Consider the following 14,522-nt stretch of genomic DNA (forward strand, 5'->3'; position numbering starts at 1 on the left):
GGCAGGGCGTTAGGCTTTCGGTGAGGGTTTTGGGCTACATGGGGCTGGTGTAGGTACCCCAACGGCGGCTTTGGAAGGGAAGAACGCATGCGCGTAGTGATCATCGGGTTGGGCGGCATGGGGCAAAGCCATGCACTGGCCCACCACGCGGCACCGGGGGTAGAGATCATTGGCCTCGTCAATCGATCTCCACGTGATCTGCCGGAAGAACTGCACGCTTATCCGATGATCCCGACGGTGTCGGAGGCATTGGCCTTGAAGCCCGATCTTGTAGTGATTGCCACCTATTCCGATAGCCACGCGGAACTGGCTGTGCGCGCGATGCGCGCGGGCGCTCACGTTTTCGTGGAAAAGCCCCTCGCGACCAATGTCGCGGATGCCAAGCACGTCGTAGCCGTGGCGCAAGAAACAGGCAGGAAACTGGTCGTTGGCTACATTCTGCGTCACCACCCCAGTTGGATGCGCTTGATTGAAGAGGCCCGCGTCTTGGGCGGCCCCTATGTCTTTCGCATGAACCTGAACCAGCAATCGACAGGCGCGGCCTGGGACACCCACAAGGCCCTGATGGAGACGACCTCGCCGATCGTCGATTGTGGCGTACATTACGTCGATGTCTGGTGCCAGATTACCGACGCCAAGCCCGTGGCCGTGCATGGCATGGGCCTGCGCCTGAGCGATGAGATATCGCCCGACATGTACAACTACGGGCAGTTTCAAGTGTTTTTCGACGATGGGTCCGTCGGTTGGTACGAGGCAGGCTGGGGCCCGATGATGTCGGAAACAGCGTTCTTCGTGAAAGATGTGATCAGCCCAAACGGCGCCGTGTCGATCACCGAGGGCGACAAGGCAGACAGCGCGGATATTGATGGGCACACAAAGGTGGGCGGCGTTCTGGTGCATCGCCCCGGCGATGACCGGATGATCGAGTTTGCCGATGAACCCGGCCACCAGGCGCTGTGCGATGCAGAGCAAGCTTTCCTGCGGCGCGCCATTGTCGAGGATCTCGACCTTGAGCGCCATATGGAGGACGCCGTGCGATCGCTCGCGATTTGCCTCGCCGCCGATGAAAGCATTCGGACGGGCCAACGCGTTACGCTTTAGCGGCCGTTACCTCCACCTCGACAAAGAACTCGGGCCGTGTGAAGCCCGACACGATCACAAGGGTAGAGGCCGGAAGCCGTGTCACCCCCTGCAACCACGCGTCCCGCGCGGCCATGTAGCCCGCCATGTGGGCGCGGTCCGTCACGAAGGCGTTGACGCGGATCACATCTTCTGGGCCCATTCCAGCCTCGGCCAGAATCGCGGCGCAGTTGGCGAAACACAGCGTCCCTTGCGCCTTTGCGCCTTCGGGCACGGTGCCGTCTGCGGCCAGGGGCAACTGCCCCGACGTCGCCACCCAGCGGTGTCCCGCGGGCACCTCGACCCCATGGGCGTAGCGCGCAAACGGCGCGGCGATGGTGGGGGGGGCAAGCATGCGCATCTGAGGTCCTCCAGTTGGCTCATCCCAGCTAAACGCGCTGGAACGGGCGCAGGCAATTCCCGCTTGGAATACCGCCGGGTCATGCTATCGTTTTCATCATAGCGCGTAATCAGTGCACAAGAAATGTGCAGATACCCCGGAATAGGGGCTCTGACAGGCCCATGTCTTGCTGCTGCTCCGTCTCGATTGTCCAACTGAGCCGGAGCCGTAACAGGGGGAATCCATGACCAACCGCACCACCAAGACCGCCAGCCTTTTTGCTGCCAGCGTCCTTGCCACAACGCCCGCTTTGGCGGACGGGCATCTGACGCCCGTGTCCTTTGGCACAAACTGGGTCGCTCAGGCCGAACACGGCGGGTTCTACCAATCCGTGGCCGATGGCACCTACGCCGAATGCGGCCTCGATGTGACGATCGTGCCCGGCGGCCCACAGGTGAACAATACCGCGCTGATGTTGGCGGGCCGGATCGATTTCTACATGGGCGGCACTTTGGATGTGCTCTTCGGCGTGGCCGAGGATCTGCCGCTGGTCAACGTCATGGCCTCGTTCCAGAAGGACCCACAGGTGTTGATCACCCACCCGGGCCGCGTGTCGTCTTTCGCCGAAATGACGGAGCTGACGATGATCGTTCAGGACGGCGCGCCCTATTATGAATGGATGCGCTCGGCCTACGGCTTCACCGATGACCAGCGCCAGACCTACACCTTCAACTCCGCGCCCTTCCTCGTGAACGAGGACGCCGCGCAGCAAGGCTACCTCTCGTCCGAGCCCTTCGCGGTAGAGCGCGAGACAGGATGGGCACCCGACGTCTACCTGATCGCCGATGCCGGTTTCGGCGCCTATTCCACCACGATCCAGACCGTTGCCGCGACTGTCGAGGAACGCCCAGAGGTCGTGGAATGCTTTGTCAACGGCTCCATCCTTGGGTGGTACAACTACATGTACGGCGATCGAACGGCGGCAAACGCGCTGATTATGGAGGCCAATCCCGACATGACGCAGGAGGCGATCGACTACGCCGTCGCCGCAATGCTTGAGAACGGCATCGTCGACAGCGGCGACACCCTGGAATTGGGCATCGGCGCCATGACGGACGAGCGGATGGCCGATTTCTACGCGTCCATGGTCGACTCGGGCGTCGTGCCCGCTGGGCTCGACATTTCGGGCGCTTACACGACCGAGTTCGTAAATCAGGGTCTTGGCCTCGAACTGCGCCCCTGAGCGGCGCGCAATGACCCCGCGCGGCATTCATCGCGCGGGGATTTTCCTATTGAGATCAAGTCTATATCCGTGACAGCGCCAGCGCCCTCCCCCACATTCGACCGGCCCACGATCCTGCGCATGCAGGAGGTCGACAAAACCTTTACCGGCAATGTCGTGGCGCTGCGGCGCATGTCGATGGAGGTTCGGCAAGGCGATTTCATCTCGCTTCTGGGGCCGTCGGGCTGTGGCAAATCCACTGCCCTTCGTCTGATTTCAGGCCTTATGCGGCCGACGCTGGGGCGCATCACATGGGAAGGCGACGCCAGCGTCGATGATCTTGGCGTCGTATTCCAGGAACCCACCTTGATGCCCTGGGCCACGGTCGAAAAAAACGTCTGGCTGCCGTTTCGGCTGCGCGGCAAATCGCTGGCCTCGTGCCGTGAGCAGATCCGCGAAGCGCTGGCGCTTGTAGACCTTACCGGTTTTGAGGATCGCTATCCAAGAGAGCTGTCGGGCGGCATGAAGATGCGCGTCTCTATCGCCCGCGCGCTGGTGACCAACCCGCGCCTGATTCTGATGGACGAGCCTTTCGCCGCCCTCGATGAAATCACCCGCCAAAAGCTAAACGACGATCTATTGGCCTTGAAGGCCAAGACCAATGCGACAGTGATTTTCGTGACCCATTCGGTGTTTGAGAGTGTCTTCCTCTCTGACCGCATCCTCGTGATGGCCGCCCGTCCGGGCCGCGTGATCGCTGAAATCGCGGTTCCCGAGGCCTACCCCCGAGGACTCGACTGGCGCACCTCTCCGGAATACGCGCGCCTTGCACGCGAAACTTCCGATACGTTGCAAACCACCATGGTGGAGGACGCGCACTGATGGCTGTCACCGAACAGAACCCCGCACAGGATCGGGGCCCGCTTTTCGATGCCGAAGAAGAGCGGATCGCGCGCCGCAAGAAGACCGAGGCCATTGCGCGCTGGGTTATCCCGCTCGTGGTCATGGCCATCGCGATTTACGCTTGGCACCGCGTGGTCGTGGTCAACGAGATCCCCCACTACGTGCTGCCCGGCCCCGGCCTGGTGTTGGAGACACTTTGGACCGATCGTGAAATCCTGTTCCCGGCGCTTCTGGTGACCCTCAGGATCACTTTTCTGGCGCTCTTGATCGCCATTGTGGGCGGCGTCGGGCTTGCGATCCTGTTTGCCCAGTCGAAGTTCGCGGAGATGTCGTTTTCGCCCTTCGCGGTGATCCTTCAGGTCACGCCCATCGTCTCAATCGCGCCGCTGATCTTCATCTATATCGAAAGCCGCCTCGTCGGCCTTTTACTTTGCGCGTGGATCGTGGCGTTCTTCCCTGTGCTTGCGAACACGACGCTTGGGTTGAAGTCGGCAGACCACAACTTGCGAGATTTGTTCAGAATTTACCGTGCCAGCCGCTGGCAGCGGTTGATCCATCTGCAATTGCCCTCGGCACTGCCCTACTTTCTTGGCGGCTTGAAAATTGCCGGGGGGCTTGCCCTGATCGGCGCCGTAGTGGCGGAGTATGTCGCGGGGTCTGGTGGCCTCGCCTCGGGCCTTGCCTTCCGTATTCTGGAGGCGGGATACCGCCTCAACATCCCTCGAATGTTCGCCGCCCTCATCCTGATCGCGGTCACGGGTGTCGTGATCTACGCAGCAACCTCGCTGATCTCGCATCTGGCGCTGCGAAAGTGGCATGAATCCGCGTTAAAAAGAGAATGAGTATGGACTTCAAGACGCTGCCCTCCGGCAGTATCCGCCTTGAAAACGTGACCCTTCCCGGTTGCCTGATCGGGCAATCGGGGCTGGTGCGCACGTCCGTCAGCATCGTCGACGGCGTAATCGCACCAGACGGTGGCACGCCTGTGGATATGGGCGGTGCCATGGTGTTTCCCTGCTTCGTCGATATGCACACACATCTGGACAAAGGCCACATCTGGCCCCGCTCCCCCAATCCCGATGGCACCTTCATGGGCGCGCTGGAGGCGGTGCGAGACGACAAGCCAGGTCGTTGGGACGCGACTGATCTGCCGCCCCGGATGGATTTCAGCCTCAAGTGCGCTTACGCCCATGGCACCCGCGCGATCCGCACACATCTGGACTACTTCGGTGAAACCGATGACGCCCGCATCAGCTGGGATGTCTTCGCCCAGATCCGTGCCGACTGGGCTGGCCGAATTGACCTGCAAGCCGCCGTTTTGACGGGCATCGATATGGCGGCCGATCCCGCCGCCGTTGCCGATTGCGCTGATCTGGTCGCCGCCCACAATGGCATTCTTGGGGCCGTTACCTATCCCGAGCCGGACCTGCGTGACTGGCTGATGACCTATTTCGATGCCGCCGCCAGGCGTGGAATGAACCTCGACTTCCACGTCGATGAGACGATGGACGCAAATGTTAATACACTTAAGGATATCGCCGAGATCGCTTTGGAGACCGGTTTCGAAGGCAAGACTACCGTGGGGCACCTTTGCTCACTTTCGGTGATGCCCGAAGCCACCGCCATGGCGACCCTTGATCTTGTGGCGCAAGCGGGCATGGACGTTGTCAGCTTGCCGATGTGCAACATGTACCTGCAAGACCGCATTGGCGCGTGTACGCCGCGCAACCGTGGCATCACCCTGGTGCATGAGATGAAGGCGCGCGGCATCAACGTCAGTTTCGCCTCCGACAACACCCGCGATCCCTTCTATGCGTACGGCGATATGGACGTGATCGAGGTGATGCGCGAGGCCACGCGCATTGGCCATCTGGACCATTCCGACGACGATTGGACCCATGCTTTCTTGGGCAACCCCGCACGCGCTTGCGGCATGCCTGTGCCATCACTTGCACCCGGTGCCCCTGCCGATCTGGTGATTTGCCGCGCCCGCGAATGGACCGAGCTTTTCTCGCGTCCGCAGGCCGACCGAATTGTCATCCGCGGCGGCGTTCAGATCGATCGAACACTTCCCGACTACGCAGAACTAGACCACTTGATGGAGGCAAAATGAACATTCAAGCAGCCATTGAGGCCCTGCAAGCGGCCGACATCGACGTCGACCTCAACGCGGCCTCCGTCAAATCGAAATCCCGTGACTTCTTTTGGTATTCGCCGGTCTTGAAGGACCGTCTTGACCATGTCGTCGCCGATTTCGTCGCTACGCCCCAAACTGAGGCGCAGGTCATCGATATCTTGCGTACCTGCTATGCCCACGACGTCCCCGTCACCACACGCGGAACGGGGACTGGAAACTACGGCCAGGCGATGCCGCTTGCGGGTGGTTGCGTGTTGCATCTGCATAAGATGAATGCTGTCAAGGAAATCGCGCCAGGGCGCGTGGTGGTCGAGCCCGGGTGCCTGCTGAAAGATCTGGATGCCGCGTGCATCGCCGACTCGGGCCAGGAAGTTCGCATGTTCTCAAGCACATGGGCGACGGCCACCATCGGTGGTTTCATCGCCGGCGGCTCAGGCGGGGTGGGCTCTGTTCGTTGGGGCGCGCTGCGTGATCCCGGTAACATCATCCGCCTGCGCGTCGTCACGATGGAGGAGGAACCGCGCGTCCTCGATATCAGCGGCGACGATCTGCACCGCGTCTCCCATGCCTACGGCACCAACGGGATCATCACGGAAATCGAGATTCCGCTGGCCCCCGCCTATGATTGGATCGGCGTGTTCGTGGCCTTTGACAGCTTCGACGAGGCGCTGCAATACTCCTACGATCTGGCGTCGTGCGACGGCATTCTGATCAAGCTTGCAACGGTGTTCGAGGCCCCGATCGCAAAGGACTACTTCCAACGGATCGCCCCCCACGTCACCCAGGGTGATGCCCTTGTTGCCCTTATGGTGGCCCCCCACGGGATGCCGGGGTGGGAGACGTTTACCGCCGGCTACGCGGCGCGCCCGATCTACCGCAGTGACAAGAGCGATTGGCGCAAGGACCCCGGCCACGTCTTCGAATACGGCTGGAACCACACCACTCTGCGTGCCCTCAAAGTCGACCCGTCCATCACCTATCTTCAGATCGCCTACGGCACCGACGATCCTGTCGCCCTTGCCAGGAAAATGCGCGATGAACTTAGCCCCGAGTGCCTGCAACACATTGAAGTCATGCGCCAAAATGGTCGCATCGCGATGGCTGGTCTGACCCTGGTGAAGTTCCAATCCGAGGCGCGTCTTGATGAGATCATCGCCCTGCATGAGGCCAACGGCGCCATGAATTTCAACCCGCACCGCTACACGTTGGAGGAAGGTGGGCGCCAGGCCGTCGACGCCCGCCAACTGGATTTCAAGCGCGAGGCGGATCCCAAAGGCTTGCTCAATCCCGGCAAGATGATCTCTTGGGATGACCCGGATTATAGCTTCGACCAGATGTATGCCTGGCCAGGATTGCAGGCCAAACCGGCGGCGGAATGAATGGCGAAGGCGCTGGTCATCTACGCCCATCCCGTGCCTGAAAGCTTGGGTGGGGCGGCGCACAAGGCAGTGATCAGCGCCCTTAATCATAAGGGGTGGGAGGTCGATGATTGCGACCTTTACGCAGAACATTTCGACCCCGTCCTCAGCGCTGAAGAGCGGCGTGGCTACCATGACACCGCCACCAATACGGCGCAGGTGCAAGGCTATGTCGACCGTTTGCGTGCCGCTGATGCGCTCGTCCTTTGTTTCCCGGTTTGGAACTTTGGCTACCCCGCAATCCTGAAGGGTTGGTTTGACCGGGTCATGCTGCCGGGTGTGTCATTCGACCTTCAAGACGGAAAGCTGACGCCTTGCCTGAAGAACATCCGCAAACTCGCCGCCGTGACCACCTATGGCAGCACACCGTGGCGCGCATTCCTGGCCGGAGATCCGCCCAGGAAACTGGTCAAGCGCGTGGTGTTCGGCACGCTGCGACCCGAGAAAACCCGCTATATTGTTCAATACGACATGAATAATATCACCCCGGCGGGCTGCGACGCGTTCCTGGCCCGCGTCACCCGCGAGATGGAGGCATTTTGAATGCGCGCGTTGGTCGTCTATTGTCATCCGAAAGAGGGCTCTTTCGCCTCTGCTGTCCGCGACACGGTGCTGGATCGATTGCAATCGTCAGGCGCGCATACGCGGGTGCGAGACCTCTATGCCGAAGGGTTCCAGCCCGTCCTGACCCCGTCCGAATGGACCGATTATCTCGACGCGCCCGCCAATCGGGCGCCCGTCGAAGATCATGTTACGGACCTCGAATGGTGCGATACGCTGATCTTCATCTACCCCACCTGGTGGTACGGTTTGCCCGCAATGTTGAAGGGTTGGTTGGACCGCGTGCTGTTGCCTGAGGTCGCCTTTCTGATGCCGAAATCGGAGGGAGAGACCATCCGCCCCGGCCTTCACCACATTGAAAGGATGGGTGTTTTTACCACCTGCGGCGCGTCTTGGTGGTTGACGCGCCTGGTCGGTGCGCCGGGCCGTCGCACATTGCTGCGTGGGGTGGGCTTCTTGTTGAAGCCCCGTGCGAAGAAGGTCTTTGCGGCCACTTACCTGATGGACAGCGCAGGGCCAGAGGCGCTGAAAAAGCACCTCGTGACGGTCGCCACCAAGACCGATAAACTCATCGGGCCCTCGACCAACCCGGAAGGAGCGCCCGCCCAATGAGCCGCTATTGGATCGACTATCCCGCTCCTGACCTGCGCATAGACCCCGACAGGACGATTGCGGTGCTGCCTGTCGCCGCCGTCGAGCAGCACGGGCCGCACCTGCCCGTGGGTGTCGACACGATGATCAACCAGGGCCTCTGCGACGAGTTGGTGGCGCGATGCCCTGATGCGCTTGATATGCGGCTTCTGCCCCTACAAGCCATCGGCAAGTCGAACGAGCATCTGTGGGCCCCTGGGACACTGACCCTGACCGCCGAGACGGCGATGAAGGCCTGGGTAGAGATCGGACTGTCCGTGGCGCGCGCGGGCGTGCGGAAGATGCTTATCGTGAATTCCCATGGTGGCAATATGGATTTGATTTCAATCGTTTCGCGTGAACTGCGTGTGCGTGCGGGCATGTACTGCGTGCGCATGGGGTGGGGGGCAGGCGGCGCGCCCGAGGGCGTATACTCGGCGCAGGAGGCGGCCCAAGGCATCCATGGAGGCGACAATGAGACGTCGCTGATGCTGCATTTCCGGCCCGACACGGTGGATATGTCAAAGGCCCATGATTTCCGCTGGACCCACAGCCAGGGAGAGATCCCGCCCGTTGGCCCCATCGCGCACGGTTGGATCGCTTCGGATGTGAACCCCGACGGCGTCGCCGGAGAGGCGCACCTGGCCACCGCCGAGAAGGGTCGTGTGACTGCCGCGCACTACGTTGATGGGGTGATCGACGTGCTCCGCAAGATTGCCGCGCAGCCGTTGGACCGGTTTGACCCGGTCAAGACACCCTACTGACGGCGCGCGAACCACGTTGTCATATAGGTCGTGAAGGCGGTCTCGACCCATAGTTCGGCGCCGGTCTCATTGCGGGTAAGCAGGCAGGTAAGCCCTGCGAAAAGCACAGCGGCAGAAGGCGATCCGTCTGCCAGGTCCGCGCTCGTGCCCTCGGCCAAAGCGTCGTCCAGTGCGGGGCCTGACAGGTCAAACCGCGTGTAAAGGCCCGTTGCCGGGCTGCAGGCGTAGCCGTCGTGCCAGCCCTCAGGGCCCGCAACACCTACCAGAAGCGCCCGATCCCGGGCGATGCGAATACCGTCATGGGCCCGGCGGAGTTGGTACAGCCCGACCATCTGGGATATTGGCGAGCAAGCTTCTAGCCCTTTGGCAAGGTTTCCAGAAATCAGGCAGGCGGCCTCTGTGACGGCTCGCCGGATCATCAGCCCCGCATGTTCAAGGGCGGCCCCTTCGATCAACCGATTATCCGTCCATTCCCGCTCGGACATCATAGCCGCTCTCCTTTCGGATCGAAGGCGCAGGCGGGTGTGACGCGGGCGCGGGTGACCGTGCCGTCATGGAAAATGCCTACCTCCGAGCCGTGGCCGGCCTCCACCATTGCCAGCGCGATGGGACGGTTCAGATTTGGGCTCATGTAGCTTGACGTCACAAAGCCGAGTGAGCGGCGCGGCCCGTCCAACGGCACCAAATGCGCGCCCGTCGCCAGCACCTCGGCGCTTTCCAAGCCTATCAACTGCCGCCTGTCCAAAGCTGTTGCGGCCTCGGTAAAGAGGGATTGTTTTCCTAGATACGCATCCGAGCGCTTCAAGCGTGGCCCGCCCCAACCCAGATCGTGCGGCATGGTCGACCCATCGGTATCTTTCCCGACCACGATATACCCTTTCTCGGCTCGCAAGATCATGACGGCCTCCAGCCCAATCCAATGCCCGCCAACCTTGATGCGCGCCGCCTCCAACGCGGCGTGAAGTGCGGCACCGTCAGACGTGGGCACCGACACTTCGAAAGAGATGTCGCCCGTTAAGCTGATCCGCGCGATGCGCACGGGCATGTCGTTCCAGGTGGACCGCGTTAGGCCCATGGCAGGACAATCGACGGGCAGGCCTGCGGCGTCCAGAAGCGCCTTTGCGCGGGGGCCGGTGACGGTCAACGTGGTCCAGGCTTGTGTCACGTCATGGATTGCGACCCGGCCTGGATCGAAGCGGTCTTGGCGGGGGTCTTCCAGCACAAAGCGCACCGCCTCAGCGTGGGAGGACGAGGCCGAGACGACATAGTGATCCTCTGCCACGCGCATCACCACGCCGTCGTCAAAGACGATCCCGTTTTCGCGCAGCATCAAGGCGTAGCGCGCTCGGCCCGGTTTGAGGGTGGAGAGGCGTGTGTAGAAGGCGAAATCCAGCAGCGCAGCGGCGCCGGGACCAATGACGTCGAGCTTGCCGAGGGGGGAGGCGTCGTAAATCCCGACGGTTTCTCGGGCTACCTTCGCTTCTGTCTGGGCGGAGGATCTTTCATCGTCTCCGTAAGCGGAGGGGCGTAGCCAGCCACCGTATTCCCGGAACTGCGCGCCGCGGGACTTGTGCTGGCCCTCCAAGGTCAAACGCTTGAGGGGATTGAACAAATCGCCCCGTCTGCGGCCCGCGATGACCGTGAAGGGGATGGGTTGGACCGGGGGGCGAAAGGTGGTCGTGCCGGTTTCTGGAATCGTGCGGTCGGTGGCTTCAGACATGGCCGCGAGGCCCGCGAAATTGGATGTTCGGCCTTGATCCGTGGCCATGCCAAGGGTTGTGTAGCGCTTCAGATGCTCGACCGATGTAAAGCCCTCGCGCGCGGCCAAGGTGACATCTTTCAAGGTCACATCGTTTTGGAAATCAATCCAGACGCGGCCTTTGATCAGGGGGTTGGGGCGGGCAGTTTCCCAATGCCAATCAGGGCCAGTTTGGGGGGGCAGGCCCGCCTCAATAAGTGTCGCGGCAAGACCGAACGTGCCGTTCGCAGCCCCGACAACGCGCATGTGCCCGGTGCCGGGGCGTGGGACGAGGGCATCTTTGTCGGCATCCCAATCCAGCTTGCCGCCGGATTGGCAATGAAGCTGAACTGACGGGGTCCACCCGCCGGACATCAGCAGGGTGTCAGCTGTCAGGAAAGTATCGTTGAAGGTGGCGCCGAACATCTCGGTCCGCCCTTGAACCGATTGTAACTGTTGCGATTTCAGAAGGAGGACGCCTTCTGGCGCGGGTGGGGTCTTGGCCCTGCGGTCGGCCAGCGTCACATCTGCGCCAGCCTCGGCCAAGGCTGCCGCCGTGGCGTAGCTGGCGTCTGATCCGGTGGCAAGAAGGATGCGGCGGCCGACGACAGCGCCGTAGAGCATAAGGTAGTGATGGGCGGCTTCGGCCAAGATCACACCGGGAATGTCATTGCCCGCAGGCCAAAGCGGGCGCTCGGTCGCGCCGGTTGCCAGCACTGTGTTCAGCGGACGGATCTGCCAGTGGATATCCGTCACATACCTCTGATAAGCGGCGATGAGGCCGTGGTCGAAAGCGCCCCAGGCATTTGTATTGATAAGGATCCGTCCACCTGAAGCGAGGATCGCCTTGCGGGTGTCTTCCACGAAATCCGGCCAGGCTTGGCCATCAACCTCACCTCCACGCCACCGCAGCGTGCCGCCCAGGTGGCGGGATTGCTCGATCAGCCATACCGTCCCTCCCGTCTCAAGGGCCGTCCTTGCCGCCATGAGGCCGGCCACGCCGCCGCCGATCACCAGCGTGTCGCAGCGTGCGTGGCGGATGGGGGTGTCAGCGTGGGGTGTGGTGGTCGGATCCAATTGCCCAAGGCCCGCCATCTTGCGGATGCGCGGCTCGTAGAGGTGCCAGCCCCCTGCAATGAAGGTCTTGTAGTAGAACCCGGCGGGGATCGCGCGGTGCAGCAGATCAAGCCATCGAGCGCGGTCTTTTTGGGCCGTAGGCTGCGCATTGACGGCGCGGGCTTTGAGGCCGTCGGTCAGTGGTACCAGTGTGGCGCGGGCGTTGGGTGTCGTCGTGCCGTTCCGGGTGACGTCAAAAAGGGCGTTCGGCTCTTCTGCGCCGAAGCCCATCACGCCGCGAGGGCGATGGTACTTGAAGCTGCGCGCGATGGTTCGGGGACCAGAGGCGAGGAGGGCAGAGGCGAGGGTATCGCCCTGGAAGCCATCGATAACTTCCCAATCCACCTTTGCGCGCAAGGGCTTTGTGCGGTCAATCTCGGAGCCGAGAGTGGGGTGGCGCCAACCGGTCATCGCAACGCCTCCGACCCGGTGATTAATCGCGTTAACGAATTGCGTGTCAGTAGGAAGTATTCGCCACAGGTCGTGTGCAGCCAGATTTCTGTCGTCAGACCTTTTGGGGCGTCTTCCCCGTAAAGGTAACGCGCCCACGCCACGTCATCCGGCGCGCCTTCGGGGCGAGCGCGGCCTGCCGTGGTGGCAAAGTGGAATTCGGCCTCGGCGCGAAGGCCGCAGAAGGGGCAGGGGAATAGTTGCATGGTCCCTCCTAATGCGCGATGCCGCTGCCAGCGGCCTCGTCAATCAAGCGGCCGGTGATGAACCGGGTCAGGTCGAAGGGCCGCGAGATGTCGTGGTGACCGCCTGTTGCGAGCATATGCGCCAGCAAGGTGCCGCCCGCGGGGATCGCCTTGAACCCGCCCGTCCCCCAACCGCAGTTGAGGAAGAGGCCCTTCGGCCCGGCAGGCCCGAGGATTGGAGAGCTATCGGGCACCACATCCACGACGCCAGCCCATTGGCGCAGCAGTTTCAGCTGACCGAAGGCGGGAAACATCTCCAAAAGGCCAGAGATGATCTGTTCCTGCATCGGCAGGTTTCCGGTTTTCCCATGGGTCGGCACTCGGTCGAGGCCACCGCCGATAACCAATTCCCCCTTGTCCGATTGGCTCAGATAGGTGCCGGTGCCAAGGTAGAGCAATACTGTGTCGAGCACGGGTTTGACCGGCTCGGACACGAAGGCCTGCAACGCATAGGTCTGGATCGGCAGCGAGATGCCGTGCGGCGCGGTCAGCCCTGTCGTGGCGCCCGCCGTGGCCAGACCCAAGGCACTGGTCTTGACGCGGCCGTGGGTTGTCTCAACTCCTGTAACGCACCCCGCTTCCACAATGATATCAATGACTTCACAATTCTCGATGATATCGACGCCAAGGGCGCTGGCGGCCCGTGCGTAGCCCCAGGCGACGGCGTCGTGGCGTGCTACCCCTGCGCGATCTTGCCAGATTCCGCCCGTAAGTCTGTAACGTGCGTCGGCGGATTGGTTCGCAAGCGGTACGCGTCTTGTGGCCTCTTGGGCATCCATCAATCGGCCATCGACGCCATTGATTTGCATCGCATTGGCGATACGGGCGCAGATCTCCATCTGGGCGGGTGTGTGGGCGGCGATCAGCATCCCGCGTTGGCTGAGCATGATGTTGTAATTCAGCTCGCGGCTCAGCCCTTCATAGAGTCGGAGGGCCAGATCATAGAGCGCGACGCTTTCGGGATAAAAGTAGTTTGAGCGGATCACGGTGGTGTTGCGCCCCGTGTTGCCGCCGCCGATCCAGCCCTTCTCAAGCACCGCCACGCGAGTGATCCCGTGGGTCTTTGCAAGGTAATAGGCGGTTGCAAGACCATGACCGCCGCCGCCGATGACCACCGCATCGTACTTGGGCTTCAGGGTGCCCTTGGCCCAGGTCTGCGGCCAGTCCTTGTGGCCGCGCAGCGCCTGTTGCGCAAGGGTGAAAGCTGAATGCCGCTTCATTGGTTAAGGCCATTAACGTATGTGATGAACTCCGCAATATCGGCAGGATCAGCGGTTTGACCTGTGAAACCATCGATGTAGGCGGCGACGCGGGACATGCGTGTGTCGATGTCTTCATGCAGGTCCAACGCGTGATAGCCCAACTGCATGAAATAGAGGATGCGCGCGCGGGCTTCAGCCTCGCCATTGGGGTAGTCATGGCGGTCAAACATGGCGCGAATGGCTTCAAGGCGGGCGGTGTCGGCAGCGTCGATTGCGTCGCGTACGCCTTTATCGCGGCGGGCCCATTCACGGATGGCGAAATCAAGGCCGGGGTCGAAGTGGCTCGAGTCCACAAAGCACCGGAAAAAGTTGCATAGCGCCTGCGCAATGGACCGCGACGGCCGCGCGCAATGGTCGATGATGGAGCGCGTGTTGCGCGTCTGCCAATCCTGAAGCAAAGCGCTAAGCAACTTATCCCGATCACTAAAATACCAATAGAATGAAGATCTTGAGACTCCGAGACGCGTCGCCAGCGCCGCGATCTTGACCTGTGCCACGCCCGCGTTGACCAGCACGTCGCGTGCCGCGTTCAGCCAATCCTCACGGGTGACTTTGACATGGCCGACAAGTGGATCTTTGCCTGGGTCGTCTCGGTGTAGCGGCGGGACGGTACGCAT

15 protein-coding genes are annotated in these 14,522 nt (G+C 61.9%); 9 read left to right on the forward strand and 6 right to left on the reverse strand.

All coding sequences use genetic code 11. From position 1 onward, the window contains the following. The first annotated feature begins 87 nt into the window (after nt 1-87). On the forward strand, nt 88-1,101 hold the full coding sequence (locus KUL25_RS00975; protein WP_257891214.1) for a Gfo/Idh/MocA family protein: 1,014 nt from the start codon (nt 88-90) through the stop codon (nt 1,099-1,101). Here KUL25_RS00975 and KUL25_RS00980 read toward each other — a convergent pair. Beyond that, nucleotides 1,091-1,480: a RidA family protein gene (locus tag KUL25_RS00980; RefSeq protein ID WP_257891215.1), complete on the reverse strand. Its 390-nt coding sequence runs from the start codon at nt 1,478-1,480 to the stop codon at nt 1,091-1,093. The genes KUL25_RS00975 and KUL25_RS00980 overlap by 11 nt on opposite strands. Before the next feature lie 223 nt (nt 1,481-1,703). On the opposite strand from KUL25_RS00980, the gene KUL25_RS00985 reads away from it, so the two are divergent. From KUL25_RS00985 to KUL25_RS01020, 8 genes are all read left to right on the forward strand, one after another. Further along, the gene (locus KUL25_RS00985; protein ID WP_257891216.1) at nt 1,704-2,702 is read left to right on the forward strand and encodes an ABC transporter substrate-binding protein; all 999 of its coding nucleotides are present in this window, start codon (nt 1,704-1,706) and stop codon (nt 2,700-2,702) included. A 120-nt stretch (nt 2,703-2,822) separates the two neighbouring features. After that, nucleotides 2,823-3,563: an ABC transporter ATP-binding protein gene (locus tag KUL25_RS00990; RefSeq protein WP_257894801.1), complete on the forward strand. Its 741-nt coding sequence runs from the start codon at nt 2,823-2,825 to the stop codon at nt 3,561-3,563. Beyond that, a complete protein-coding gene (locus tag KUL25_RS00995; RefSeq protein WP_257891217.1) occupies nt 3,563-4,426 on the forward strand; it encodes an ABC transporter permease in 864 nt (287 codons plus the stop codon). Before KUL25_RS00990 ends, KUL25_RS00995 begins: the two co-directional genes overlap by 1 nt. Nucleotides 4,427-4,428: 2 nt before the next feature. Beyond that, nucleotides 4,429-5,697: a cytosine deaminase gene (locus KUL25_RS01000; RefSeq protein WP_257891218.1), complete on the forward strand. Its 1,269-nt coding sequence runs from the start codon at nt 4,429-4,431 to the stop codon at nt 5,695-5,697. Continuing rightward, nucleotides 5,694-7,100, forward strand: coding sequence for an FAD-binding oxidoreductase (locus tag KUL25_RS01005; RefSeq protein WP_257891219.1), 1,407 nt, complete (start codon nt 5,694-5,696; stop codon nt 7,098-7,100). The genes KUL25_RS01000 and KUL25_RS01005 overlap by 4 nt, the downstream gene beginning before the upstream one ends. Beyond that, entirely contained in the window at nt 7,101-7,682 is a 582-nt protein-coding gene (locus tag KUL25_RS01010; protein WP_257891220.1) for an NAD(P)H-dependent oxidoreductase, read from the forward strand. Beyond that, nucleotides 7,683-8,312, forward strand: coding sequence for an NAD(P)H-dependent oxidoreductase (locus KUL25_RS01015; RefSeq protein WP_257891221.1), 630 nt, complete (start codon nt 7,683-7,685; stop codon nt 8,310-8,312). Beyond that, nucleotides 8,309-9,094: a creatininase family protein gene (locus KUL25_RS01020; RefSeq protein ID WP_257891222.1), complete on the forward strand. Its 786-nt coding sequence runs from the start codon at nt 8,309-8,311 to the stop codon at nt 9,092-9,094. The genes KUL25_RS01015 and KUL25_RS01020 overlap by 4 nt, the downstream gene beginning before the upstream one ends. On the opposite strand, the gene KUL25_RS01025 is transcribed toward KUL25_RS01020, so the two are convergent. Genes KUL25_RS01025 through KUL25_RS01045 form a run of 5 tightly spaced genes read right to left on the reverse strand, consistent with a single transcriptional unit; the run spans nt 9,088 to nt 14,522 of the window. Next, nucleotides 9,088-9,579 (reverse strand): hypothetical protein, encoded by a 492-nt coding sequence (locus KUL25_RS01025; protein WP_257891223.1) that lies wholly within the window; start codon nt 9,577-9,579, stop codon nt 9,088-9,090. The genes KUL25_RS01020 and KUL25_RS01025 overlap by 7 nt on opposite strands. Beyond that, complete coding sequence (locus KUL25_RS01030; protein WP_257891224.1) at nt 9,579-12,359, reverse strand: 2Fe-2S iron-sulfur cluster-binding protein; 2,781 nt, start codon at nt 12,357-12,359, stop codon at nt 9,579-9,581. The genes KUL25_RS01025 and KUL25_RS01030 overlap by 1 nt, the downstream gene beginning before the upstream one ends. Then, complete coding sequence (locus tag KUL25_RS01035) at nt 12,356-12,604, reverse strand: sarcosine oxidase subunit delta (protein ID WP_257891225.1); 249 nt, start codon at nt 12,602-12,604, stop codon at nt 12,356-12,358. The genes KUL25_RS01030 and KUL25_RS01035 overlap by 4 nt, the downstream gene beginning before the upstream one ends. Nucleotides 12,605-12,612: 8 nt before the next feature. Then, a complete protein-coding gene (locus KUL25_RS01040) occupies nt 12,613-13,863 on the reverse strand; it encodes a sarcosine oxidase subunit beta family protein (protein ID WP_257891226.1) in 1,251 nt (416 codons plus the stop codon). Next, nucleotides 13,860-14,522 (reverse strand): TetR/AcrR family transcriptional regulator, encoded by a 663-nt coding sequence (locus tag KUL25_RS01045; RefSeq protein WP_257891227.1) that lies wholly within the window; start codon nt 14,520-14,522, stop codon nt 13,860-13,862. Before KUL25_RS01045 ends, KUL25_RS01040 begins: the two co-directional genes overlap by 4 nt.

Origin of the sequence: Gymnodinialimonas phycosphaerae (genome assembly GCF_019195455.1) — a bacterium.
GTDB lineage: Bacteria > Pseudomonadota > Alphaproteobacteria > Rhodobacterales > Rhodobacteraceae > Gymnodinialimonas > Gymnodinialimonas phycosphaerae.

What these genes read in the sequence shown, in the direction of transcription:
- KUL25_RS00975 (WP_257891214.1), top strand. Translation starts at nt 88, where the DNA reads ATGCGCGTAGTGATCATCGGGTTGGGCGGCATGGGGCAAAGCCATGCA.
- KUL25_RS00980 (WP_257891215.1), bottom strand. Translation starts at nt 1,480, where the DNA reads ATGCGCATGCTTGCCCCCCCCACCATCGCCGCGCCGTTTGCGCGCTAC.
- KUL25_RS00985 (WP_257891216.1), top strand. Translation starts at nt 1,704, where the DNA reads ATGACCAACCGCACCACCAAGACCGCCAGCCTTTTTGCTGCCAGCGTC.
- KUL25_RS00990 (WP_257894801.1), top strand. Translation starts at nt 2,823, where the DNA reads ATGCAGGAGGTCGACAAAACCTTTACCGGCAATGTCGTGGCGCTGCGG.
- KUL25_RS00995 (WP_257891217.1), top strand. Translation starts at nt 3,563, where the DNA reads ATGGCTGTCACCGAACAGAACCCCGCACAGGATCGGGGCCCGCTTTTC.
- KUL25_RS01000 (WP_257891218.1), top strand. Translation starts at nt 4,429, where the DNA reads ATGGACTTCAAGACGCTGCCCTCCGGCAGTATCCGCCTTGAAAACGTG.
- KUL25_RS01005 (WP_257891219.1), top strand. Translation starts at nt 5,694, where the DNA reads ATGAACATTCAAGCAGCCATTGAGGCCCTGCAAGCGGCCGACATCGAC.
- KUL25_RS01010 (WP_257891220.1), top strand. Translation starts at nt 7,101, where the DNA reads ATGGCGAAGGCGCTGGTCATCTACGCCCATCCCGTGCCTGAAAGCTTG.
- KUL25_RS01015 (WP_257891221.1), top strand. Translation starts at nt 7,683, where the DNA reads ATGCGCGCGTTGGTCGTCTATTGTCATCCGAAAGAGGGCTCTTTCGCC.
- KUL25_RS01020 (WP_257891222.1), top strand. Translation starts at nt 8,309, where the DNA reads ATGAGCCGCTATTGGATCGACTATCCCGCTCCTGACCTGCGCATAGAC.
- KUL25_RS01025 (WP_257891223.1), bottom strand. Translation starts at nt 9,579, where the DNA reads ATGTCCGAGCGGGAATGGACGGATAATCGGTTGATCGAAGGGGCCGCC.
- KUL25_RS01030 (WP_257891224.1), bottom strand. Translation starts at nt 12,359, where the DNA reads ATGACCGGTTGGCGCCACCCCACTCTCGGCTCCGAGATTGACCGCACA.
- KUL25_RS01035 (WP_257891225.1), bottom strand. Translation starts at nt 12,604, where the DNA reads ATGCAACTATTCCCCTGCCCCTTCTGCGGCCTTCGCGCCGAGGCCGAA.
- KUL25_RS01040 (WP_257891226.1), bottom strand. Translation starts at nt 13,863, where the DNA reads ATGAAGCGGCATTCAGCTTTCACCCTTGCGCAACAGGCGCTGCGCGGC.
- KUL25_RS01045 (WP_257891227.1), bottom strand. Translation starts at nt 14,522, where the DNA reads ATGCGTACCGTCCCGCCGCTACACCGAGACGACCCAGGCAAAGATCCA.